This is a genomic window from Arcobacter sp. AHV-9/2010, assembly GCF_004116575.1.
Lineage (GTDB): Bacteria > Campylobacterota > Campylobacteria > Campylobacterales > Arcobacteraceae > Aliarcobacter > Aliarcobacter skirrowii.
In genome coordinates this window covers 255364-279845 of the sequence record NZ_PDKH01000003.1, presented here as the reverse complement: position 1 = coordinate 279845, position 24482 = coordinate 255364, and the positions used below count along the sequence as shown (strand labels likewise).

Below are 24482 nucleotides of genomic sequence, written 5' to 3'. Positions count from 1 at the left end.
GTATAAAATTTTATGATAAATCAAAAAATATCTATTTTTGGACTTGTTCAAGGTGTTGGGTTTCGACCATTTATCTATAATCTAGCAATAAAACATCATATAAAAGGTTGGATTAAAAATGATGAAAATGGAGTTGAGATTCAAGCTTTTGCCAAAAAAGAAGATTTAAAAGAGTTTATAAAAGAGATTAGATTAAATCCCCCAACTTTAGCCAAAATATTTGATATAAAGATTGAAAATTTAGAGTTTAAAGAGTATGAAAAATTTGAGATTAAAAAAAGCTCAAATTCAAATATTAAAAATAAAAGTGCCCTTATTTACCCTGATATTTCAATTTGCGAAGATTGTATAAAAGATATTTTTGATAAAAATAGTTTTAGATATAACTATGCTTTGACAAATTGTACAAATTGTGGACCAAGATACTCAATAATCAAAGATATTCCTTATGATAGAGTAAATACCTCTTTAAAAGAGTTTAGCTTATGTAAAAATTGTCAAGATGAGTTTGAAAATCCTAAAAATAGAAGGTATCACGCACAGGCAATCTCTTGTGAAGAGTGCGGACCAACTACTTTTTTATATGATAAAAATCAAAATTTAATATCAAAAAAAATAGATGCTATAAATCAAGCATCAAACTATATAAAAGATGGAAAAATTTTAGCTATCAAAGGTATAGCAGGTTTTCATATTGTTTGTGATGCTACAAACTCAAAAGCAATAGAAAAAATAAGAGAGTTTAAAAAAAGAGCCTCAAAACCTTTTGCTGTGATGTTTAAAGATATAGAAAATGTAAAAGATTACGGATATTTTAATAAGCTTGAAGAGAAGATTTTAAACTCAAAAGAAAAACCAATAGTTTTATTGAAAAAAAGAGAAAATAGTGATTTATCAAAGCAAATAGCTCCAAATTTGGATATTGTTGGCTCTTTTTTACCAAATAGTGCTTTGCACTATCTTCTATTTAAAAATTTAGAAAAACCAATCTTGGCAACAAGTGCAAATTTAAAAGATGAGCCAATAATTACAAAAAAAGAGGATATTTTTTTTAAACTTGCCAATTTAGTAGATTTTGTACTTGATTATAATAGAGAAATAGTAAATAGTTGTGATGACTCAATAGTTCAAATAGTAGATGAAAAAGTTTTGAAACTTAGAAATAGTAGAGGTTTTGCTCCAAATATTTTGCAAGTAGAAAATAAGTTTTCAAAAAAAGTTTTAGCTTTAGGCGCAAATCAAAAAGCAACTTTTAGTATAGCTTTTGAAAATAAGATTATAACAACTGTTTATTTAGGAGATTTAAACTCAATATCTTCAATAGAAAATTATAAAAAAACTCTTGAAAATTTTCTTCATTTTTATGATTTTAAACCTGAAATTATAGTTTGTGATAAACATCCAAATTATGAGACTACAAAAATTGCTTTAGATTTTGTAAAAGAGAATAAAAATCTAAATTTGATTCAAATTCAACACCATTATGCTCATATTTTGGCTGTTTTAGCAGAGAAATCTTTAAAAAAAGATGTTTTAGCATTCTGTTTTGATGGAACTGGATATGGTGATGATGGAAATATTTGGGGTGGAGAAGTTTTTATAGCAAATCAAAAAGAGTATAAAAGAGTTTATCATCTAAAGTATTTTAAACTTTTAGGAGGTGCTTTGGCTATAAAAGAGCCAAAAAGAGTCGCTTTATCACTACTTTTTGATAATTTTACTCTAGAAGAGATTTTAGATTTACCTTTAGATTTTTTAAACTCATTTGAAAAATCAGAGATAAAAATTCTATATACTCTTTGGCAAAAGAATTTAAATTCACCTCTTTCAAGCTCTTTTGGAAGAGTTTTTGATGCAGTTTGCTTTTTTGCCAATACTCTTCATATTCAAGAGTTTGAAGGGCAAACTGGTCTTTATTTAGAAAATTTATATGATGAAAATATAAAAGATGCTTTCTCTTATGCCTTAATTGATGATATTATAGATATTTCACCAATGATAAAAGAGCTTATATTTGAAAAAGATAAAAAAATTATTGCTTCAAAATTTATAAATACTCTTGCAAATATAATTTTTGATATCTCAAATTTACACAAAGATTTAGCTATTGTTTTAAGTGGTGGAGTTTTTCAAAACAAAACTTTACTTAAAATTGTATTTGAAAAACTAAAAGAAAAAGAGCTTTATATAGGAGAAAATTATAGTGTAAATGATGAAAATATATCTTTGGGACAAGCTTTTTTTACTCTTGAAAATATATAGAGTTTAAAATCTCTATTTGCTCACTTTTTTTGTAGTTAAACCTAAACTCACACTCTTTTAAGTAGTAGAAAAAATTTTCTTCATCTACTCCTTTATATTTTTTTAACTCCTCTTCAAGAAACTCCCAAAATAGTTTTAGAGTTGTTTTATGTGAGTTTTGTGATTGAAGTTTGTACCAAAGAAGATATTGAAAAAAATCCTCATCATTTGTAGCAAAAGTTCTATACTTTATATTTGGCATAAGAAGTGTATATACTTTTTGGTTTGAGTAAAATCCTATTATATTTGTAGCCTCATCTAGTGATTTTATTTTTTTACGCTTTCCTCTTTGTTTGAAGTAATAAAACTCTTCATATTCACTATAATCATTTATAGAATCTTGATAAGAGTTTTCCAAAAATATAGCTATTTTTTTTCTAAACAGATCAAATCTATCTTTTATAGTTTTGTAGTTTAGCTTTAACTCTTTTGAGCTTTGAAGTGCATTTTTGTTTTCACAAAATTTTTCTATGATTAATTTATCTTTAGCTATCTTTTTCAAAGATAGTTTTTTTGCACATTTTGTGCATTTTATATAATCATTTGCTAAATTATAAAAGTTTCTATTTTTGCAGTTTGGACAAATCATAAAAATAGTTTATCAAGTTTGTTCTAAAACTATATAAGTGATGTAAACTATTATATTATATTTAGCCTTTTTGGGTTAAACTAAATAAAATATTGAATAAAACAAAAGGGAATAAAAATGTGTAAAGATTGCGGTTGTACAATAGCAGGACAAGAACATAATCATCATGACCATGAACATCATCATTCAAACGAAAATCATCATTCGCATATAAATGAAAATATTCATCACAATCCTCAGTTAAATGATGCAAAAACAATTTCAGTAATTCAAAAAATTTTAGATAAAAATGATCATGAAGCAAGACACAATAGAGCTCATTTTGATAATCATAAAGTTTTAGGAATAAATCTTATGTCAAGTCCTGGAAGTGGAAAAACTACACTTTTAGAGAATTTAGTAGATATTGCTGATTTTAAATTTGCAGTTGTGGAGGGAGATTTAGAGACTTCAAGAGATGCAGATAGATTAAAAGCAAAAGGAGTAGATGCTGTTCAGATACAAACAGGAAGTGCTTGTCATCTTGACGCATTTATGGTGCATAAAGGTTTGCATAACTTATCTTTAGAGAACATTGATGTCTGTTTTGTGGAAAATGTAGGAAATTTAGTTTGTCCAGCATCTTATGATGTAGGAACTCACTTAAATATTGTATTGGTTTCAATTCCTGAGGGCGAAGATAAAATAGCAAAATATCCAGTTATGTTTAGAAGTGCTGATTTAATACTTTTTACAAAAACTGATCTACTTCCACACTTTGAGTATGATATAGAAAAAGAGAAGACAGAAGCTAGAAAACTAAAACCAAATGTTGATATTTTGGAAGTTTCTATAAAAGATAAGCAATCACTTCAAAATGTAATTGATTGGATTAATTTTAAAAGAAAGATGAGATGATATTTGTAAAATCAATTTCATTTATTTAGGCTTCACGGTGGGTACCCAGAAATCAAATATTTTTACCCTTGCGTTGCAGAATCATTCATAAAATTGTTTTACAAATAATATATTAAAAGGAAAAATTGTATGTGTTTATCAATACCATCGAAAATAAAAAGCATAAATAGAGAGTCAAATAGTTGTGTAGTTGATACAATGGGAGTTGAGAGAGTTGCTAGTTTGGATTTAATAGATCAAGAGGTGCAAATAGGGGATTATGTTTTAATTCATATTGGATTTGCTATGAATAAAATAGATGAAGAGTATGCCTTAGAATCACTAAAGCTTTATGAAAAGATAATAGAAGAGATTGAGCAAGAGGATAGATTAGCAGCTATTGAAGAGTCCCAAAATTGCCCAAATAGATAGTATCATGGAAAAAGAGTTACAACTAAAAGATTTATATGATGGCTTTCGTGATGCTAAAACTGTAAAAGCATATAAAAAATTAATAGATGATGAGTTAAAAGATTATGATAAAACTATAAATATTATGGAGGTTTGTGGAGGACACACTCATACTATTATGAAGTATGGACTTCCACAAATTCTTAATAAAAAAATAAACTTTATTCACGGACCTGGCTGTCCTGTTTGTGTGATGCCAAGAGATAGAATCGATAGTGCATATATTTTAAGTTTACAAAAAGATCTGATACTTGTAACTCTTGGAGATATGATAAAAGTTCCAGGAACTCTTGGTAGTTTGCAAGATGCCAGAAGTAAAGGTGCTGATGTAAGATTTGTCTATTCTCCTCTTGATTGTCTGAAAATAGCAGATGAGAACAAAGATAAAATAGTAGTATTTTTTGCAATAGGATTTGAAACAACAACTCCAATGACTTGTGCATTGCTTGAACAAGTTATCAAAAGTGATATAAAAAATATTTTGTTTTATATAAACCATATTACAGTTCCTGAGGTTATGAGAGTTTTAGTTCAAGATGAGAAGTGCAAAATCGATGCTTTTTTAGGACCATCACATGTAAGTGTGATAAGTGGGAGTAAAATTTATGAAGAGTTTCCTTTAAAGTACAATAAACCAGTTGTTGTGGCTGGTTTTGAACCTGTTGATGTGATGCAATCTATCTATATGATTGTAAAACAGTTCAAAGAAAAAAGAGCAAATTTGGAAGTAGAGTATAAACGGCTTGTATCTTACGAGGGAAATTTAAAAGCACAAGAGCTTATAAACAGATACTTTAAAAAAGTTCCTTTTAAATTTAGAGGAATAGGTGTTGTAGAAAATAGTGGTTATGAGCTAAAAGATGAGTTTGATAAATATAATGCAAAAATAATTTATAAAGAAATTCTACCAACCAAAGAAGTAAAAGAGAACAAAGCTTGTAAATGTCCTGATATTTTAAAAGGAGTTGCAAAACCAAATGATTGTAAAATTTTTGGAACTGTATGTACTCCATCAAATCCTATTGGCTCTTGTATGGTAAGCAGTGAGGGTGCTTGTAGTGCTTATTATAAATATGGTAATTTGTTGTAAAATAGTAAATGCAAAATACAATTTATGAATATGAATCTATAACCAATGGAAAATTAAAAAATCATATTATTAACACAAAAGAGTTACATAAATACTTTACCCTTGATTGGAAAGATTTAAAAGCTTCAAATTATTGTGGAATTTTAAATTTTGACAATCAAGATTTTTATATCTTACCTAAAATTGCAAATCATAATGATGAAAAAGATGCAGAACAAAATCTAAATATATTTATCTATATGTTGATGTATGCTTATGATGTAAAACTATCAAATGAACAAATAGCAAGTTGTCAAAACCAAGAAAATCATACAATCTTAGAAGTTTTTGTACAAATGTTTGCAAATGGACTTTTACAAGAACTTAAAAAAGGTTTATATAAAGAGTATTTAACAAAACAAGATAATCTTCCAGTCTTAAAAGGAAAATATCTAATAAATGAAAATCTAAAATATAATTTCACAAAAGTAGCGAATAGCGATTGCGAAGCAAACTTTCCTCGAAAAAACAGAATCTATTGTGAATATGATGAATTTAGTGAAAATAACAGTTTAAATCAATTTTTTTTATATGCTATAAAATATCTTCAAAAGTTTGTAAAAGATAAAAAACTTCTAAAACAGTGTGAATTAATCTTTGATGAGGTTGAATATAAGTCAGTAGATATAAATAGAGTTGAAACTATTAATTTCAATAGATTAAATCAAAGATTTAAAACAAGTTTTGAAATAGCAATTTTACTTTTGAAACAATCTATTCCACTATTTAGTCAAGATAAAAAATCATTTGCTTTTTTATTTGATATGAATGTTTTGTTTGAGAAGTTTATAGCTAGAATGGTAAAAGAATCAGATAGTAATGTAAAAATACAAAATCAAAATAATTTTGGAGATTTAACTTTAAAGCCAGATATAATACTAGAAAATCAAATAATAGATACAAAATATAAAAAAATTAAATCAATAGAAGATATAAAACAAAGTGATAAACTTCAAGCTTTTGCTTATGGAATAAATTATGGATTTGAAAATGTAATGCTTTTATATCCAAAAGATGAAAAAGATATGATATATGATTTAGTTTTAGGGAAAGAAAATATTGTTAATCTAAAAATTAGAACTATTTATTTAAATTTTAGTGGTAATGATTATAAAGAATATATTGATGAAATTATAGAAAGAGTGGAGAGTTTATTATGAAAGTAAAGTTTAATAGTAAAATTTATAAAAAAAATGGAAATGTAAAATCAGAAAGTGGAGATGGATTGGGAAGATTATGTTTAGATATTTTTAGATTATATTTAAAATTAAATCCTAACAAGACCTATGATGAGTTAAAACAAATTTTTAATTCGCCAAATATTCATAAAACTTTTTCTGGTAATGGATTAAAGAAAGTTATTTTTAATAAAAGTGATTTTACAAATTGGTATAATAATTCACAAGATGATACAAAAAAAAATGATAGATATTTTGGGTTTGATACATATGAGTTTATAGATAATCAGTATAATGGTGAAGAATTATATTTTACAACTCAATGGGGAAATAGTGATGGAAATATTGATAAAATGATTAATTTTGCAATTGAACAAAATTATGATATTAAAGTCATTCAAGAAAATTCAGAGGAAGAGAAAGAAAAAATAAATTTAAAAACAAAAAATATAATGCTTTATGGTGCACCAGGTGTTGGAAAAACTTATAATTATAAAAAATTAGTTTCTTTAATTGAAAGTAAAACATATAATGAAAATGATATTTTTAAATCAATTATAGAAAATCAAAATTTGGGTATAGATATTGATAAAACTTTTGAAATTATAAAAAACGAAAAAAGAATAGAGTTTGTAACTTTTCATCAAAGTTACTCTTATGAAGATTTTATTGAAGGGTTTAGACCAAATGAAAATGGAGAAATTGAATTAGATAAAAAAGGTGGAGTTTTTAAAAGAATTTCAGATAAAGCAAGAGAAAATTTAGAAGAATCACAAAAAGAAAAAATTCAAGTAAAAGAAGAGATAACATTTAGACAAAAATTGGATAGTTTTATAGAAAAGCTTGAAATAGAACTAGAAACAAAAGGTTATTATGAGATAACAGATGCAGCCTATATAAGTAGTATTGATAGCGATGCTTTTAGATATAACATAAGAAAAGAAAATCCTACATATAAATATGATTTACGAATGAAATTTGAAGATTTATTTGAGTTTGAAAAAAATAAAGTTTCTTCAAGACAAGATGTAAAAAAACTTGAAAATATAAATTCTTTAGCAAATCAACATGCAACTTATTATTATAAAGTTTTTAGCGAAATAATTTTAAATTCAAAAAATATAAAAATAAATGATAAAGAAATAAATAATGTAGAATTAAAAAACTTCTATATAGTAATTGATGAAATAAATAGAGGAAATATCTCTAAAATTTTTGGAGAATTAATTACTCTTATTGAAGAAGATAAAAGAGACAGTTATGAAGTAACTCTTCCATACTCAAAAGAGAAGTTTAAAATTCCATCTAATCTTTTTATTATAGCTACTATGAATAGTACAGATAAATCTATTGCAACTATTGATATAGCCCTAAGAAGAAGATTTACATTTTTAAAAATGAAACCAAATGAAGAATTAGTTAAAAATGAAAAAGCAAAAGATTTAATGAATAAATTAAATGAACATATTTCAAAAGCTATAAGTGAAGATTATACTTTAGGACATAGTTACTTTATGAAGATAGAGAATGAAGATGATTTAGAGTTTGTAAAAGAGTATAAAATAAAGCCTTTACTTGAAGAGTATTTTTATGGTGATGAAACAAACTACAATAAAGCAATATCAATATTAAATATAAAAGAAGATAATCAATGAACATAGAAAAAATAAAACAAAGAATTCAAAAGTTTAGTGATGATAGAAATTGGGATGAGTTTCATAATCCAAAAAATCTAGTTATGGCATTAAATGGTGAAGTAGGTGAGCTAAATGAGATTTTTCAGTGGCTAAACTTTGAAGAGTGTATGAATTTACCCCAAGATGTAAAAGAGCATACAAAAGAGGAGATTGCAGATATTGCTATTTATCTTATAAGAATTTGTATGAAACTTGATATAAATCTTGAAGAAGCGATATTAAACAAAATGACAAAAAATGAAGCTAAATATCCAGTTGAAACATCACAAGGTGGAAGTAAAAAGTATAGTAAAAGTAGGGAAGATAAATAGATGACAAAAACAATAACACTAGCCCATGGAAACGGTGGAGTAGAAAATAACGAGTTAATAAAAGAGGTTTTTTATAAAGCTTTTAAAAATGAGATTTTAGAAAAAAGTGAAGATGCAGCAGTTATAGAAAATGGAAAACTAGCCTTTAGTACAGACTCTTTTACCGTAAGTCCTCTTTTTTTCAATGGAGCAAATATCGGAAAACTTTCCATTTGTGGAACTTGCAATGATTTAGCAATGATGGGAGCAAAGCCAAAATATCTTACTTGTTCAGTTATTATTGAAGAAGGGTTTGAAGTTGAGCAACTTGAACTTATAGTAAACTCTATGAAAGAAGAGTTAGCAAAAAATGAAGCGATAATAGTAAGTGGTGATACAAAAGTAGTTCCAAGGGGAGCAGTTGATAAAATCTTTATAAATACAACTGGAATTGGAGAGATAATTTATAGTGGAATAAGCTCAAACAATATTACGCAAGATGACTTGATACTTGTAAGTAGGGATATTGGAGCACATGGCGCTACTATATTTACTGCACGAGAAGGTATAGACATACACTCAAATTTAAAAAGTGATTGCGCATCTTTGTATCCTTTAGTAAAAGCCTTGATAGATGCTAACATTAAAATAACAGCTTTAAGAGATGCCACAAGAGGAGGAGTAAGTGCTGTATTAAATGAGTGGGCAAAACAATCAAATATCTGTATTGAAGTAGATGAAGAAAAAATACCAGTAAGCAATGAGGTAAAAGGAGTTTGCGAAATGTTAGGCTTTGAAGCTACAAATTTAGCAAATGAGGGAACATTTCTCCTTGCAATAAAAAAAGAGGATGCAGAAAAAGCTATTGAGGTTTTACATAAATTTGAAGAGGCAAAAAATGCTTGTATCATAGGAAAAGTGACACAACAATATCCACAAAAAGTTATATTAAATAGTTCTTGGGGAACTAAAAGATTTTTAGATACACCAAGTGGTGAATTATTACCAAGGATTTGTTAATTGCTTATTTTTGAATGGGAGATTTAAAAAGGAGACTATTATGCATGAGTATTCTATTGTTCAATCACTATTAGAGAGTTGCGAAGAACACGCAAAAATAAATGACGCAAAAAAAGTTACAAAAGTAGTTGTTAAAATTGGAGTTTTAAGTGGAGTTGAACCAGAGCTTCTTCAAACTGCTTTTGATACTTTTAAAGAGAAAACTATTTGTGATGATGCACAATTTATAATAAATATTCAAAAAGTTGAGATTTTATGTAATAAATGTAAAGCTAAATCAACTTTACAAAAACATGAGTTTGCTTGTCCAAAATGCCAAAGCACAGATATAAAAGTGACAGATGGGGAAGATATGTATCTTATGAGTTTGGAGTTAGAGTAATCTTGTTCTAAAACTATATAAGAAACTATAAAATTTATATTCTATAAAGTAAAGCCAATTATAATCAGCAAAAAATAAAAAGGATAACTTATGAGAAAAATTATTTATGCTTTAGCCTTAACAACTCTTTTTGCAAATGCACATTTTTTAACTCTTCTTCCAAGTGTTGATAATATTGAAGATAAAAAAGATGCAAATATCAAAATAGAGGCTATGTTTATTCACCCTTTTGAACAAAGTGGTATGAATATGGAGAAACCAAAAGGTATTTTTGTAAATAACACTAAAAACTCTCTACCTTTAAAAGAGAGAAAAAAGTTTGAACATAAAGCTTGGGAGAGTTCATATTCAATAAATAAACCAGGAGTTTATAAGTTTTTTGTACAACCAGAGCCTTATTTTGAAGAGAGTGAAGAGCTATTTATAAGCCATGTTCCAAAAGTGATAGTTAGTGCTTTTGGTGTTGAAGATGGATGGGATGAGCCAATTGGTTTAAAATATGAGATAGTTCCACTTACAAAACCTTTTGGACTTTATGCTGGAAATATTTTTCAAGGTGTAGTTTTAAAAGATGGAAAACCACAAGCAAATGTTGAAGTAGAAGTTGAAATTTATAATGAGTTTGGCTTAAAAGCTCCAACATCTTCACATATTACTCAAAGCTTAAAAACAGATAAAAATGGAGTTTTCTCTTTTGTGATGAATCACAAAGGTTGGTGGGGATTTGCAGCACTTATTCTTGAGGGAGAAAAAGAGTTAAATGGTAAAAAATACCCTATTGAAAATGGTGCATTACTTTGGTTAAAAGCACACTAAAATGCATATAAGTGATGGTATTTTAACTCTTGAAGTTACAGTAGTTTCAACTACTGTTGCTACTCTATTTTTAATATACTCTTTTAAAAATTTATCAAATGATAAAATAGCATTAGCTTCTGCTTTTAGTGCTCTTTTTTTTGTAGCTTCATTTATTCATATACCCTTTGGATTTACTCAAATTCATCTAATGCTTTTAGGCTTTATTGGAGTTTTTTTAGGAAGTGTTGCAATATTTTCTATATCTTTGGCACTTATTTTACAAGCTTTGCTTTTGGGTTATGGGGGAGTTAGTTCTTTGGGAGCAAATATTTTAATAATAGCAATTCCCGCATATTTTGTATTTTTATTATTTAAAATTGATATTTTAAAAAAGTTAAATGAAAAAGTAAAGTTTTTTATAATTGGATTTAGTGGAGTTTTTTTCTCAGCCATTATGATGTTTATGCTTTTGGTTTTTTCAAAGCAAGAGTACAAAAATGCAGCATATTCAATAGTTTTTGTAAATATTCCAACTATGGTTTTGGAAGGGTTAATTACACTCTTTTTGTTTTTATATATAAAAAAAACAATGCCAAGTTTATTTAAAGGATTAAATATATGAGATTTTTTTTGATTCTATTTTTGCCAATATTTCTATTTGCTCACAAGGTGAATCTATTTTTAGATCTAAAAGATGATAATTTATACATAAATTCATATTTTGCAAATTCAAAGCCATGTAAGAGTTGCAAATTTAAAATTGAATCAGATGGTTTGGTTTTTGAAAGTAGATTAGATGAAAATGGTGAGTACAACTATAAAAGCTCAAATGATTTTTTCAAAGTAACAGTTGATGCAGGAAGTTCTCACTTTGTTAGCAAAGATATAAAAGTTTCAAAAAAGATTGTTGAAGTTGAAAATAAAGAAACAATAGAAGAAGATAAAAAAATTAAAGAGTTAGTAGAAGAGAATACTCTTTTAAAAAATAAAATAGAGGTTTTAGAAGAGCAACTAAACTATTTTGAGATATTTAAAATAGCTTTTGGATTGATTTTGATAGCTTTTATATTTTTAATAATAAAAAGAGTTAAAAGTTGAGTTTAAATCCAGCTATCTCTTTGTTGAGTGCAGTTGGATTTAGTTTGATTTTGAGTTTCTCAAAATTTGAACTATTTTTTATACTTCCTCTAATTTTTCTTATATATTTAAACTATAAAAATATTTTAAATATTTTAAGAAAACTACTATTTTTAAACTTTTTTGTAGTTGTATTAACTCTTTTTTTATATTTTGAAACTAATATAAATGAAGCTTTAAACCTCTTTTTAAAAGTAAATTTCATACTTTTATTTAATCTTTTACTATTTTACTTTTCAAATGGTTTTGATATTGTAAAAGCTTTTATGATTTTAAAATTTCCTAAAAAGTTTAATTCTACTTTATATTTTACTGTTAAGTCTATTTATGATTTAAATATGGAGTTTAAAAATATAAAAGAGTCTTTAAAAGCTAGAAACTTTAAAGCAAAAACAGATATTTTTACATATAAAACCTATGGAAATATTTTTGGAATACTATTTTTAAAAACTATAAGAAATAGTGAAAAATTAAAAGATAGTTTTAAAGTAAGAGGTTTTAAAGGTGAGATTTTTATAAATTATGAAAATAGTTTTAGCTTAGTTGATTTTATTTTGATATTTTTAATATTAATTATATTTTTTTTAAAGGTAGTTTTATGAGTTGTTCAATAAATTTAAAAGATATTTCATATAAAAAAGATGAGAAGATTTTATTTGAAAATATAAGTTTTGATTTAGGACACAAAGAGAAAATTGCAATTATTGGCAAAAATGGGGTTGGAAAATCAACACTTCTTAAAATAATAGCTGGTTTAAAAAATCAAAATAGTGGCACAATAGATATTTTTCATAATAGAATCAACAAAAAAGAGGATTATGAAAAATATAGAGATGAAATAGCATATTTACCTCAAGATATAGATAACTTTTTTTTATCAATTACTGTAATTGAAGATGTTATGTTCTCCTTATTGGCTTTGGGAGTAAAAAAAGATGAAGCGTATAAAAAAAGCTTAGATATTTTAAAAAGCTTAGATATTTTGCATTTAGAAAATAGAGTAATTTATGATTTAAGTGGCGGAGAGAAAAAGCTCGTAGCTTTAGCAGCTATTTTAGTAAAAGAGCCAAAAATTTTGCTTCTTGATGAGCCAACAAATAATTTAGATGAAGATAGTGAAAAGAAGCTTATTGATATTTTAAATAATATAGAAAAATCAATGATAATTATATCTCATCAAAAAACCTTTATAGATAGCCTAGTTACAAAGATTTATATACTAGAAGAGAAAACTTTAAAAGTTTACTAATATAATACTTGACAAACATTGACTCAATAAGCTATAATTCTTTAGCAGTTTAAACATTAGAGTGCTAAAAGATAGAGAGGTTAATTTTGTTAGATAAAAAAGAGTTTTTATTACAATCAATTATAAAAGCATATATCGAACATTTAGAACCAATTGGTTCAACTCAACTAAAATCTATGTACGATTTAGAGTACTCAACTGCTACAATTAGAGGTTATTTTAAAAAACTAGTAGATGAGGGTTTTTTAGCTCAAGAGCACATAAGTAGTGGTAGAACTCCTACAAATGAAGCTTTAAAACAGTATTGGATAGATAGACTTAATTTCTCTCTTGGTGGAGTTAATATCAAAGCCGTAGAAGAGATGTCAAAAAGAGTTGGTCTTTGTGTTTTTCTAAAAAGAGATAAAAGTGATATTTTAAAAAATTTAATAAATGTTGAAAATAGATACATAATCTTAGAGTTTTCAAGTTTTGCAGTAACTATAAAATATAGTAGTGCACTTTTTAAATTTTTAAGTGATTTTGTAGAAACTTCTTTAAATGATATTTTAAAAATATCAAAAGAGGTTGGAGCTTATGAGCTTTATACAAATATAAATGATAGTTTACAAGGCAAAGATTTAAAAATTTTTAACTATAAAGAGTTTTTATCACTAGCTTTAGAAAAAGATTTTGATGAGTTTACGATAAATAGATTTTTAAAAGGATCTATTTTGGATGAGTTAAAAGAGGGCTTATATTTTGATGGTTTTTTACCTCAAAATTATATAGCAATATGTAAATTGTGCAAAATAGATAATGAAGATACAAAAATGTTTGTTATTGGTGAATTATCAAAAGATTATGAATATTTTTTTAAACAAATTATAAATTTTTAAGGAGAAAAAATGAGTGAAAACAGAAATGAAGAGCTTTTAAAAGAAGAGAGTAATATTGAGTGTGCTCAAGAAATTGATGATAAAAATGATTGTTGTGAAAATAAAGATGAGTGTTGTTCTGGTGAAAAAAAAGAGGATAGCCTAGAAGATGTTATAGCTAGACTTGAAGATGAGTTAAAACAGAGTGAAGATAAATTTTTAAGAGTTCATGCTGATTTTGAAAATATTAAAAAAAGATTAGAAAGAGAGAAATATCAAGCAATTGATTATGCAAGTGAAAAGTTTGCAAAAGATCTATTAACGCCTCTTGATACTTTAGAGATGGCACTTGCATCTGCTAATGCAAATATAAGTGCCCAAGAGTTACTTCCAAAACTAAAAGAGGGAATTGAGCTTACAATTAAAAGTTTTATAACAACTTTTGAAAAGCACAATATTACAAAAATAGATACAGATTGTGAGTTTGATCCAAATGTTCACAATGCAGTTATGCAAGTTGATAGTCCTGAGCATACATCTGGACAAATTGTAAATGAGTTACAAAAAGGTTATATGTTAAAAGATAGGTTGCTAAGACCTTCGATGGTTAGCATAGCAAATTAGAAATAGTCTAAAATCTGGCTATTTCTAAGGTTTCTGACCGAAATGTCAATAAACTATGAATAAAATTTAGAATTTAAAAAAACTTAATAAAAGGAAGAAAAAAATGAGTAAAGTAATTGGTATAGATTTAGGAACAACAAACTCTTGTGTTGCAGTTTATGAAAATGGTGAAGCAAAGATTATTCCAAATAAAGAGGGTAAAAATACAACTCCTTCAATAGTTGCATTTACAGATAAAGGTGAAATTTTAGTTGGAGATCCAGCAAAAAGACAAGCTATTACAAACCCTGAAAAAACTATCTATTCTATTAAAAGAATTATGGGTCTTATGATGAATGAGCCAAATGCAAAAGAGGCTCAAGGAAAAGTTGGATATAAAATTGTTGATAGAAATGGAGCAGCTGCTGTTGAGATTGCTGGAAAGGTATATACTCCTCAAGAGATCTCTGCAAAAATTTTAGGAAAACTAAAAGCTGATGCTGAAGAGTATTTAGGAGCAAAAGTTACAGATGCAGTTATAACTGTACCTGCGTATTTTAATGATGCACAAAGAAAAGCTACTCAAGAAGCTGGAACAATTGCAGGATTAAATGTACTAAGAATTATAAACGAGCCAACAGCAGCATCACTTGCTTATGGACTTGATAAAAAAGGTGAAGAGAAAGTTCTAGTTTACGATTTAGGTGGAGGAACTTTTGACGTTACAGTTTTAGAGATTGGTGATGGAACATTTGAAGTTTTAAGTACAGATGGAAATGCATTCTTAGGTGGAGATGATTTTGATAATGCAATTATTGATTGGCTTGCAAAAGAGTTCAAAGATGAGAATGGATTTGATATTAAAAATGACAAAATGGCACTTCAAAGATTAAAAGATGCTGCTGAAAATGCTAAAAAAGAGTTATCATCTGCTGAATCAACAGAGATTAATCTACCATTTATCTCTATGGGAAATGCAGGACCAGTTCACTTAGTTAAATCTTTAACAAGAGCAAAATTTGAGTCAATGACTGAACATTTAATAAATGAGACTTTAGGTCACATCAAAACAGCTTTAAAAGATGCAAACTTAGATAAAGGTGAAATTGATGAGATTATCATGGTTGGTGGATCTACAAGATTACCAAAAGCAAACCAAGTTGTAAGAGAGTTCTTTGGAAAAGATTTAAATAAAGGTGTAAATCCAGATGAAGTAGTTGCTGCTGGAGCTGCAGTGCAAGCTGGAGTTTTAAGAGGAGATGTAAAAGATGTTCTTTTACTTGATGTTACGCCATTAAGTTTAGGAATTGAGACTTTAGGTGGAGTTATGACAAAATTAATTGAAAAAGGTACAACAATTCCAGTTAAAAAATCTCAAGTATTTAGTACAGCTGATGATAATCAACCTGCTGTTTCTATTCATGTTTGTCAAGGTGAGAGAGAGTTTGCAAAAGATAATAAATCTTTAGGTATGTTTGAATTATCAGATATTCCAGCAGCTCCAAGAGGTGTTCCTCAAATTGAAGTAACATTTGATATTGATGCAAATGGTGTTTTAAATGTAAGCGCAAAAGATAAAGGAACTGGAAAAGAGAATAAAATTACTATTTCTGGAAGTTCTGGATTAAGTGATGATGAGATTGCAAAAATGGTTGCTGAAGCTGAAGCTAATAAAGATGTTGATGCTAAGAAAAAAGCTTTAATCGAAGTTAGAAATCAAGCTGATGCAATGCTTCACTCTACAAGAAAAACATTAGAAGAGAATGAAAATGCAATTAGCGAAGATGAGAAAAAAGCTATTATTGATGCAGCAGCAGATTTAGAAGAGTTATTAAAAGATGATAATGCAACAAAAGAGCAAATTGAAGAGAAATTAAAAGTTTTAACTGAAAAATCTCACAAATTAGCTGAAGCTATGTATAAAAAAGAGGGTGAGCAAGGACAAGGTGGACAAGCAAACCAACAAGCAAAAAAAGATGACGATGTTATCGATGCAGAGGTAGAGTAAAACTCTACCTTTGATGCTTATGAGAAATTTAAACTTAATAGCTCTTATTTTTATATCTCTATTTTTTATCTCTTGTTCTCAAAAAGAGATAAGTTTTCAAAAAACACCATTTTCAAAAATTGATGGTTTTTTTGATGATGACTTAGAACTTGCCTTTGAAGTATTCAAAAAAGATTGTGAAAAATCACAAATAAATCCAAAATTTACAAATGTTTGTAAACTCTCAGAAAATTATAACAATGCCCAGAAGTTTTTTACTGAAAATTTTGAAGCTTATACTATTGTTGATAGAAATAAAAACAAACAAGGTTTAATTACAGGATATTATGAACCACTTTTAAAAGGTAGTTTTGAAAAAACTTCAAGATATAAATATCCAGTTTATGGCTTACCGCAAGATTTAGTAATTTCAGATGATAGCAAATTAAAAGATTATAAAAATGTAGGAAGAGTTGAAAACAATAGATTAACCGCATACTATACAAGAGCCCAAATAGAGTCAAAAGTGAGCAAAAGCTTAGAACCAATACTTTATGTAGATAATAAAATTGATCTATTTTTTCTTCAAATTCAAGGGAGTGGAAGAGTTGAATTAGAGGATAAAACTTTGATAAATCTAGCTTGGGCTGGTCAAAATGGAAGAGCCTATAAATCTATTGGTAAATATTTGGTAGAAAATGGAATTTTTACTCTTGAAGAGATTGATGGTATAAAAATAAAAGAGTATTTAAATGCAAACTCTCAAAAAGTTGATGAGATTTTAAATATAAATGAGAGTTATATCTTTTTTAAAATATCGCCAAATATAGCAACAGGTGCTTTAAATACAGTTTTAACTCCAAAAAGAAATATTGCTGTTGATAGAAGATTTATAGAACTTGGAACTCCTGTTTTTATAAAAACAACAAATCCAGTAACAAAAGAGCCCATAAAAAAACTTGTTGTAGCTGCTGATGTGGGAGGTGCAATAAAAGGTGAAATTAGAGCTGATTTTTATTGGGGATTTGGAGAAGAGGCTAAAATAAACTCTCACAAGATGAGAGAGTATGGTGAAATAATAGTTTTAGAACCAAAAAAATAGTTTAGTGTAGTTTCCTACACTAAACCAAACTAGCTATTTACTTTTTTTAATAGCTTTTTTTATCAAACTTTGTTTGTTTTTAAGCTTCTTAACTCTTTTTTTATCTTTTTTAGATGTTTTTTTAAGTTCAGACTTTAGTTTTGAATTTTTTGATTTTAATTCACCAAGAAGTTTTTTAGACTCTTTTTTTTGTGATTTGCTTAGCTCATCTTTTTTTGTAAGCTTTACAAGCTCTTTAATTGCTTTTGTAGTTTTCATTTTACACTCCATATTATATTTTTGTTTACAAAACTTAGTAAACTACCTTCTTTGAACTATTTTATGAAAAATAATACTGAAGATAGGTACATCCTACAGAAGCAACTCTTAGTTTAAGCTTACTTGTCAATATAAAACCCAATTTACATACAACAGCCATTTCCACAACAAGATTTTATTGGTTCATCTTTATAAACTTTAATTACAAAATTATTAAGCATCTCTTGAAGCTCAAATGAGTGTTTTTTGCAAAAAGTTCTATTCATAATATTTTTTATCTCAATAGCTTTTTCTAAAGCCACATCTTTTGAATTAAATGTAAGATTATTTTGTAGTGAACTTTTATAAAAGCAGTCACATCTATCTTGAATAACAATTTTATACATAAATATCCTTTTTAAAAGCAAAACTCTAGCAAAAAATAGGTAAAATATTAGACTAATTTTTTACGGGGGCTTAAATGCATATTACAAATCTTATATCACAATACTTTGGGAAGTTTGCAAAAAAAGAGTTTCCAAGACCTATTCAAAAATTTATAAATATTTCTTATGCAAAATTTATGAAGCTAGATTTAAAAGAGTTTAAAAATGCAAAACATTATAAATCATTAAATGAGCTTTTTACAAGAGAGTTTATAATACAAAGAGATTTTGATAAAACTTCTAATATTTTTATATCACCAACAGATAGTTTAATTACTCAATGTGGAAAATTAAACAAAGATATTGCACTTCAAATTAAAGGGATGCAGTATAGTGTTGAAGAGCTTTTAACTTACTATTGTAGTGAAAATTTCCAAAGAGTAGAAAATGGTGATTTTATGAACTTTTATCTATCGCCTAAAGATTATCACAGATATCACGCTCCAATTGATTTTAAATTAAAAAAACTAATACATGTTCCTGGAAAACTATATCCAGTTAATTTAAAATACCTAAACAAAGAGTTTGAACTTTTTGTTCAAAATGAAAGAGTTATTTTAGAGTGTGAATCAAATAGTAAAATCTTTTATATGGTTTTTGTAGGTGCACTAAATGTTGGTCAGATGGTTTTTGAGTTTGAAAAGCAAGTTGAAACAAATCTTGATACAAAAGAGATAAAAGTTTACAACTATGATAATATTGAATTCTCAAAAGGTGACTGCTTGGGTTACTTTAAGATGGGTTCAACTGTTGTTATGCTTTGGGAAAAGGATTTTGTAAATTTAGAAAATTTATTAAATCAAGATGTAAAATTTGGTCAAAAAATTGCAAACTTTTAATCTTTTATATCTATTATTAATAATAAGTTCAAGCTTATCAATAATATTTATATATTTGTACATAAAATCTTTATTAAATACAAAAATTGTATGTAATAAATTTATTGTAGATGCAAAAAAAGAGGTAGAAGAGAGACTTTATAAAGATGAGCTTACATCTTTGCAAAATAGAAAAGCTCTTGAAGATAGCATAAGAGATCAAGAGTCGGTTGTTGCGATTCTTTTAGATTTAGACTCTTTTGAAGATTTAAATGAGATTTATGGTTTTATAAATGCTGAGTTAGTTTTAGTTGAAATAGGAAAAATATTAAAAGAGTTTGAGATAAATTATGAAGTAACTGCTTATAGATTAAGTGGAGATATCTTTGCTTTAGCAAATACAAAAAATATGGCTATTGAAGATATTTTTATTTTAATAGAAAAACTGAATCAAACATTTTTAAATAGAAAAATATATGTTGAAAAATTAAAAGATAATATAACAATCTCTATGACTCTTGGAGTATCAATTTTCCAAGATGAACCAATAATAACAGCTGCAATGGCTTTAAAAAAAGCAAAATCACTAAATCAAAGTTATTTTATATACAACAATGAGCTTGATTCAAAAGAGTTGATTATTCAATCTTTATATTGGAGAGAGAAGATTAAAAAAGCTGTAGAGGAGAATAGGATAGTTCCATATTATCAAGCAATATTTGATAAAGATAAAAATATAAAAAAATATGAAACTCTTATGAGAATTGAAGATAAAGATGAAGATAATCTTCCTATAATAGTAACACCTGATAAATTTTTAGGGATATCTTTTAAGACAAAACAGTATCTACAACTTTCAAAAATTGTAATATCAAGAAGCTTGGATAATCTTTTAAAAACTGATAAACAAATCACAATCAATCTTAGTTTCAAAGATATTTTAAACTATGAATTTGTAGATTATTTAGAGGATAAACTTTTAAGTTTAGAGCAAAGTGTTAGAGAGAGATTAGTTTTTGAAATTTTAGAGAGTGAAACTGTAAGTGATTATGATTTTTTAGAGGAGTTTGTTTTAAAATATAAAAATTTGGGTGTAAAAATAGCTATTGATGATTTTGGAAGTGGTTACTCAAACTTTTTAAGAATTATTAGAATAAAACCTCACTATGTAAAAATTGATGGAAGCTTAATAAAAAATATAAATATAGATCAAAACTCTTATGAGATTGTAAAATCTATAATAGCATTTTGCAAAACTTTAAATATAAAAACAGTTGCTGAGTTTGTTCATAGTGAAGAGATTTTTAATATTTTAATCAATTTAGAGATAGATGAGTTTCAAGGGTTCTATTTAGGAAGACCTGAACCAATTTTTAAGTAATTTAAATATATACAAAAGAAATTTTATGTAGAATTTAAAAAAATTAAGGAGATAAAATGTCAACAACTACAAAAATAGCTGAATTTGATTTAGCAGGAACAAAAAAAGGAAAAATAACAGTTTCAAATGTAAGTGAGCCTTATGGAGTAAATACTGCTGATATAGTAAGTATTGGAATCTCTTTAACAGGTGAAGATATTCAATGGAAATCTCATATTCCATACGATAATATTGATGAACTAATCTTGGCTTTACAAAAAGCAAAAGAGTTAAAAAAGTAGAGCTAAATTTTTTATTGTGATATAATTTACTTTATTTTAAAAAAGGGTGATTATGTCACAACTACAAATAATAGGAAGAGTAGAGCCCATATCTATTTTGGATTTAGAACTTTTTGATTTAGATGCAAAAATAGATACAGGAGCCTACTCAAACTCACTTCACTGCGATGATATCTTTGTAGATGATTCTAATTTTGTACACTTTAGACTACTAGATAAAATTCATCCATCTTATCATGGTAAAAGAGTAAAAATGCCACTTTTTAAAATAAAAAGTGTGAAAAGTTCAAATGGAGTTGTTCAAACTAGAGCCTCTATAAAAGTCAAAGTTGAATTTGCTGGAAAAATCTATCAAACAGTAGTATCACTAACTTCAAGAGCAGATATGAAATACCCCATGCTAATAGGTAGAAAGTTTTTGCAAAATCGTTTTTTAGTTGATGTTTCAAAAAAAAATATATTAAAATAGGAAACTATAATGTTAATTTATATCTTGTCAAGAAATGAGAATCTTTATTCGACAAAAAGATTGTATGAAGAGGCTTTAAATAAAGGTTGGGAAGTAAGAGTTATTGATTATTTAAAATGTACAATTGAGATTATGAAAAATGAGCTTGTTGTAAACTATGAAGGAGAGGTTCTAAAAGTTCCAGATGCAATAATTCCAAGAATTGGAGCAAGTAGAACTTTTTTTGGTGCAGCAATAGTTAGACACTTTGAGATGCAAGATGTATTTTCAACAACTGGAAATCTGGCACTTACAAGAAGTAGAGATAAGTTAAGAAGTCTTCAAGTTTTATCAAAAAATGGTGTTGATTTACCAAGAACTGTATTTGCTTCGAATAAATCAAATGCAAAAGATGTAATTGCTTTAAGTGGTGGAACGCCTTTGGTTTTAAAAATTTTAGAAGGAACTCAAGGTGTAGGAGTTGTTTTAGTTGATAGTAAAAAAGCAGCTAAATCTGTTCTTGATGCTTTTTATGGAATGGATGTAAATTTACTTGTTCAAGAGTATATTGAAGAGGCAAATGGAGCTGATATAAGAGTATTTATAGTTGGTGGAGAGGTTGTTGCTGCAATGAGAAGGCAAGGAGCTGAAGGTGATTTTAGATCAAATCTTCATCAAGGTGGAAATGCCTCTATTTATAACTTAAATAGAAAAGAGAAAACTACAGCACTAGCAGCTGCTAGAGCAATGGGACTTGGAGTTTGTGGTGTTGATATGATAATTTCAAAAAGAGGTCCTTTGGTAATGGAGGTAAACTCAAGCCCTGGACTTGAAGGAATTGAGAAATCAACAAATATAAATATAGCTCAAAAGATTATAAATTATATTCAAAATAGCGTAAATCCAACTACTACAGATAATCAAAAAAGGAAAAAATTTAAAAAAGATAGTATTGGTGCATAATTAAAAGTTATAATTCTTAAAGCAAATTGTTTACTATTATTTAATATAATATAATCCATTTTTAAAAAAGGATTATAAATGATTAAATTTTTTATTTTTGCACTATTCTCTTTAGTCTCTTTAAATGCTTATGAAGAGTTAAATATTGATAATTTTGATGAAAAAACCAAGGGTAAAAATGCCATTATTGACTTTTATGCACCTTGGTGTCCACCTTGTAAAGTCTTAGCAGTAAATTTAGAAGATTTCGAAATTATAAAACCTGATAATGTAGAGATTTTTAAGGTTAATATTGAAGATGAGTTAGTTTTAGCAAAAAGATATGGGGTAAAAAAATTACCAACTTTGATATATTTTAAAGATGGAAAACCAATAAAAGAGTATGTTGGAATAAAAACATCGCAAGAACTTTTAGAGAGTTCAAAAATAGATTTTAAGTAGGATAGAAAATGAAAAAAATAGTTCTCTTTTTAGCACTTTTTGTCTACTCTTTTTCACTAGATTTTGAGAATAGAGTTTTAGAACCAGAAGAGGCTTTTAAAGTAAATTTTGTACAAAATGAAGATAGTTTGGTTATAAAATTAGAGTTAGGAAAAGATATTTATCTGTACGATGATAAGCTGCAAATAAATATAACAAAACCAAAAAAAGTTGAACTTTTAAAAGAGTTAGAACTTCCAAAGCCAGTTGTTTATGATGATTTTATTGTTCATTTTGAAGATTTAAATATCAATATTCCATATAGTTTAATAAAATCAAAAATAGATTCAAATAAGTATGAAATTGAGTTCAAATTTCAAGGTTGCTCAAAAGCAGGGCTTTGTTATGCTCCTATTAGTGAAAAGCAAGTTATATTTTTTGATTCAAGTTCTGTAAAAGAAGAGCCAGAAAGTAAAAATAATATAAAAGAGACTAATAAAGAAGTTTTAACAAAAGATGAAAATATTAGTGAAACAGATAGTATTGCTTTAGCTTTTAGTGACTCAAGCACTTTAATAATTCTTGCAACATTCTTTGGATTTGGACTTTTATTATCATTTACTCCTTGTGTTTTTCCTATGATTCCAATACTCTCATCAATTATTGTAAAAGCTTCTCAAAATGAGACAATGAATGCTAAAAAAGGTTTTATAATGTCTTTGGTGTATGTATTAGCTATGAGTTTTGCATACTCACTAGCAGGAGTTGTTGCTGGAGTATTTGGAGCCAATTTACAAGCTTCTTTACAAAACCCTTATGTTTTGGTTGTTTTTGCTTTTGTGTTTGTTGCTCTTGCATTTTCTATGTTTGGATATTTTGAAATAAGAGTTCCAACAGCTTTGCAAAATAAGATAAATAAAACAAGTGAAGGAAAAGAGAAACAAGGAATGCTAGGAGTTGCAATTATGGGATTCTTATCGGCTCTCATCGTTGGTCCTTGTGTAGCGCCTCCTTTGGCTGGTGCATTAGTATATATTGGGCAAACAGGAGATGCAGTTCTTGGAGGAATGGCACTATTTGTAATGAGTTTAGGAATGGGAGTTCCACTACTTTTAATAGGTGTTGGAGCTGGTAAATTTATGCCAAAACCAGGTGGATGGATGGAAGGTGTTACAAAAATCTTTGGAATAATCATGCTAGGAGTTGCTATTTGGCTTCTTGATAGAGTTATTAATCCAACTATAGCTATGTATTTATGGGCACTTTTACTTTTGGGAAGTGCAATTTATTTAAGAGTTTATACTCATATTATTTCTCAATTAATCTCTAAAGTTATATTAATATTTGGAGCTGTAATGCTTGTTGGTGCAATAAGTGGAGCAACAAATCCACTAAAACCGCTTGAAAAGTTTACAAGCGGTGTTGCAATTTCATCAAATACTCAAAGCCTTAATTTTACAAAAATAAAAAATATAAATGAACTAGAAGTTGCTATAAAACAATCTTCAAAACCAATAATGCTAGATTTTTGGGCATCTTGGTGTGTATCTTGTAAAGAGTTAGATGAGATTACTTTTAAAGATGCAGAAGTTATTAATAAACTAAAAGGATTTACACTTTTAAAAGTTGATGTTACAGACAACACAGATGATGACAAAGCTTTACAAAAAAAATATGGAATTGTAGGTCCTCCAGCTCTTGTTTTTTGGGATGAGAATAAACAAGAGATAAAAAGTGCAAAGATTGTTGGATATAAAAACCCAAAAGAGTTTTTAGAAATAGTAAACAAAAATTTTCAAAATTAAATGATATTCATATATAA

Annotated in this window: 28 protein-coding genes; 25 read left to right on the top strand and 3 right to left on the bottom strand. The window is 27.2% G+C overall.

Features of this window, described 5'->3' with window-relative positions; genetic code table 11:
* Window positions 1-12: 12 nt before the first annotated feature.
* Window positions 13-2262, top strand: coding sequence for a carbamoyltransferase HypF (hypF, locus tag CRU94_RS07010; protein ID WP_129106063.1), 2250 nt, complete (start codon window positions 13-15; stop codon window positions 2260-2262).
* On the opposite strand, the gene CRU94_RS07005 is transcribed toward hypF, so the two are convergent.
* The gene (locus tag CRU94_RS07005) at window positions 2243-2890 is read right to left on the bottom strand and encodes a hypothetical protein (protein ID WP_129106062.1); all 648 of its coding nucleotides are present in this window, start codon (window positions 2888-2890) and stop codon (window positions 2243-2245) included. The genes hypF and CRU94_RS07005 overlap by 20 nt on opposite strands.
* Before the next feature lie 117 nt (window positions 2891-3007).
* On the opposite strand from CRU94_RS07005, the gene hypB reads away from it, so the two are divergent.
* From hypB to mltA, 17 genes are all read left to right on the top strand, one after another.
* Complete coding sequence (hypB, locus tag CRU94_RS07000; RefSeq protein ID WP_129106061.1) at window positions 3008-3787, top strand: hydrogenase nickel incorporation protein HypB; 780 nt, start codon at window positions 3008-3010, stop codon at window positions 3785-3787.
* Window positions 3788-3916: 129 nt separating this feature from the next.
* Window positions 3917-4198: a HypC/HybG/HupF family hydrogenase formation chaperone gene (locus tag CRU94_RS06995; protein ID WP_129106060.1), complete on the top strand. Its 282-nt coding sequence runs from the start codon at window positions 3917-3919 to the stop codon at window positions 4196-4198.
* A gap of 4 nt (window positions 4199-4202) precedes the next feature.
* Window positions 4203-5327 (top strand): hydrogenase formation protein HypD, encoded by a 1125-nt coding sequence (gene hypD / locus CRU94_RS06990; protein ID WP_129106059.1) that lies wholly within the window; start codon window positions 4203-4205, stop codon window positions 5325-5327.
* A gap of 8 nt (window positions 5328-5335) precedes the next feature.
* The gene (locus CRU94_RS06985) at window positions 5336-6526 is read left to right on the top strand and encodes an McrC family protein (RefSeq protein WP_129106058.1); all 1191 of its coding nucleotides are present in this window, start codon (window positions 5336-5338) and stop codon (window positions 6524-6526) included.
* Window positions 6523-8199 carry an McrB family protein gene (locus CRU94_RS06980; protein WP_129106057.1) on the top strand — a complete coding sequence of 559 codons (1677 nt, stop codon included), beginning with the start codon at window positions 6523-6525 and terminating at the stop codon, window positions 8197-8199. Before CRU94_RS06985 ends, CRU94_RS06980 begins: the two co-directional genes overlap by 4 nt.
* Window positions 8196-8552 carry a nucleotide pyrophosphohydrolase gene (locus CRU94_RS06975; protein ID WP_129106056.1) on the top strand — a complete coding sequence of 119 codons (357 nt, stop codon included), beginning with the start codon at window positions 8196-8198 and terminating at the stop codon, window positions 8550-8552. The genes CRU94_RS06980 and CRU94_RS06975 overlap by 4 nt, the downstream gene beginning before the upstream one ends.
* Window positions 8553-9551 carry a hydrogenase expression/formation protein HypE gene (gene hypE / locus CRU94_RS06970; RefSeq protein ID WP_129106055.1) on the top strand — a complete coding sequence of 333 codons (999 nt, stop codon included), beginning with the start codon at window positions 8553-8555 and terminating at the stop codon, window positions 9549-9551.
* A 40-nt stretch (window positions 9552-9591) separates the two neighbouring features.
* Window positions 9592-9933, top strand: coding sequence for a hydrogenase/urease nickel incorporation protein HypA (hypA, locus tag CRU94_RS06965; protein ID WP_129106054.1), 342 nt, complete (start codon window positions 9592-9594; stop codon window positions 9931-9933).
* A gap of 90 nt (window positions 9934-10023) precedes the next feature.
* A complete protein-coding gene (locus CRU94_RS06960) occupies window positions 10024-10749 on the top strand; it encodes a DUF4198 domain-containing protein (RefSeq protein WP_129106053.1) in 726 nt (241 codons plus the stop codon).
* Window position 10750: 1 nt separating this feature from the next.
* On the top strand, window positions 10751-11353 hold the full coding sequence (locus CRU94_RS06955) for an energy-coupling factor ABC transporter permease (RefSeq protein ID WP_129106052.1): 603 nt from the start codon (window positions 10751-10753) through the stop codon (window positions 11351-11353).
* Window positions 11350-11829, top strand: a complete 480-nt coding sequence (locus tag CRU94_RS06950) for a hypothetical protein (RefSeq protein ID WP_129106051.1) — start codon at window positions 11350-11352, stop codon at window positions 11827-11829. The genes CRU94_RS06955 and CRU94_RS06950 overlap by 4 nt, the downstream gene beginning before the upstream one ends.
* A complete protein-coding gene (locus CRU94_RS06945) occupies window positions 11826-12470 on the top strand; it encodes an energy-coupling factor transporter transmembrane component T family protein (protein ID WP_129106050.1) in 645 nt (214 codons plus the stop codon). The genes CRU94_RS06950 and CRU94_RS06945 overlap by 4 nt, the downstream gene beginning before the upstream one ends.
* Window positions 12467-13117: an energy-coupling factor ABC transporter ATP-binding protein gene (locus CRU94_RS06940; RefSeq protein WP_129106049.1), complete on the top strand. Its 651-nt coding sequence runs from the start codon at window positions 12467-12469 to the stop codon at window positions 13115-13117. The genes CRU94_RS06945 and CRU94_RS06940 overlap by 4 nt, the downstream gene beginning before the upstream one ends.
* Before the next feature lie 86 nt (window positions 13118-13203).
* A complete protein-coding gene (locus CRU94_RS06935) occupies window positions 13204-13995 on the top strand; it encodes a heat-shock protein (protein WP_129106048.1) in 792 nt (263 codons plus the stop codon).
* A 9-nt stretch (window positions 13996-14004) separates the two neighbouring features.
* Window positions 14005-14598, top strand: coding sequence for a nucleotide exchange factor GrpE (gene grpE / locus CRU94_RS06930; protein ID WP_129106047.1), 594 nt, complete (start codon window positions 14005-14007; stop codon window positions 14596-14598).
* A gap of 103 nt (window positions 14599-14701) precedes the next feature.
* Window positions 14702-16585: a molecular chaperone DnaK gene (dnaK, locus tag CRU94_RS06925; protein ID WP_129106046.1), complete on the top strand. Its 1884-nt coding sequence runs from the start codon at window positions 14702-14704 to the stop codon at window positions 16583-16585.
* A gap of 19 nt (window positions 16586-16604) precedes the next feature.
* Window positions 16605-17666 carry a murein transglycosylase A gene (gene mltA / locus CRU94_RS06920; protein WP_164966577.1) on the top strand — a complete coding sequence of 354 codons (1062 nt, stop codon included), beginning with the start codon at window positions 16605-16607 and terminating at the stop codon, window positions 17664-17666.
* A gap of 33 nt (window positions 17667-17699) precedes the next feature.
* Here mltA and CRU94_RS06915 read toward each other — a convergent pair whose 3' ends face one another.
* Window positions 17700-17924 (bottom strand): hypothetical protein, encoded by a 225-nt coding sequence (locus tag CRU94_RS06915; RefSeq protein ID WP_129106044.1) that lies wholly within the window; start codon window positions 17922-17924, stop codon window positions 17700-17702.
* Between the two features lie 143 nt (window positions 17925-18067).
* Complete coding sequence (locus CRU94_RS06910) at window positions 18068-18310, bottom strand: hypothetical protein (RefSeq protein WP_129106043.1); 243 nt, start codon at window positions 18308-18310, stop codon at window positions 18068-18070.
* Window positions 18311-18384: 74 nt separating this feature from the next.
* Between CRU94_RS06910 and CRU94_RS06905 the strand changes: the two genes are divergently transcribed.
* The 7 genes from CRU94_RS06905 to dsbD all read left to right on the top strand — a co-directional run bounded on the left by CRU94_RS06905 (window position 18385) and on the right by dsbD (window position 24465).
* The gene (locus CRU94_RS06905) at window positions 18385-19188 is read left to right on the top strand and encodes a phosphatidylserine decarboxylase (RefSeq protein WP_129106042.1); all 804 of its coding nucleotides are present in this window, start codon (window positions 18385-18387) and stop codon (window positions 19186-19188) included.
* Entirely contained in the window at window positions 19163-20548 is a 1386-nt protein-coding gene (locus CRU94_RS06900; protein ID WP_258237422.1) for an EAL domain-containing protein, read from the top strand. The genes CRU94_RS06905 and CRU94_RS06900 overlap by 26 nt, the downstream gene beginning before the upstream one ends.
* Before the next feature lie 56 nt (window positions 20549-20604).
* The gene (locus CRU94_RS06895) at window positions 20605-20829 is read left to right on the top strand and encodes a hypothetical protein (protein ID WP_129106041.1); all 225 of its coding nucleotides are present in this window, start codon (window positions 20605-20607) and stop codon (window positions 20827-20829) included.
* Window positions 20830-20881: 52 nt separating this feature from the next.
* On the top strand, window positions 20882-21298 hold the full coding sequence (locus tag CRU94_RS06890; RefSeq protein ID WP_129106040.1) for an ATP-dependent zinc protease family protein: 417 nt from the start codon (window positions 20882-20884) through the stop codon (window positions 21296-21298).
* 9 nt (window positions 21299-21307) lie between these two features.
* Window positions 21308-22240: a 30S ribosomal protein S6--L-glutamate ligase gene (rimK, locus tag CRU94_RS06885; RefSeq protein WP_129106039.1), complete on the top strand. Its 933-nt coding sequence runs from the start codon at window positions 21308-21310 to the stop codon at window positions 22238-22240.
* Window positions 22241-22318: 78 nt separating this feature from the next.
* Window positions 22319-22681 carry a thioredoxin family protein gene (locus CRU94_RS06880; protein ID WP_129106038.1) on the top strand — a complete coding sequence of 121 codons (363 nt, stop codon included), beginning with the start codon at window positions 22319-22321 and terminating at the stop codon, window positions 22679-22681.
* Window positions 22682-22689: 8 nt separating this feature from the next.
* Complete coding sequence (gene dsbD, locus CRU94_RS06875) at window positions 22690-24465, top strand: protein-disulfide reductase DsbD (RefSeq protein ID WP_129106037.1); 1776 nt, start codon at window positions 22690-22692, stop codon at window positions 24463-24465.
* The last annotated feature ends 17 nt before the right edge of the window (window positions 24466-24482 follow it).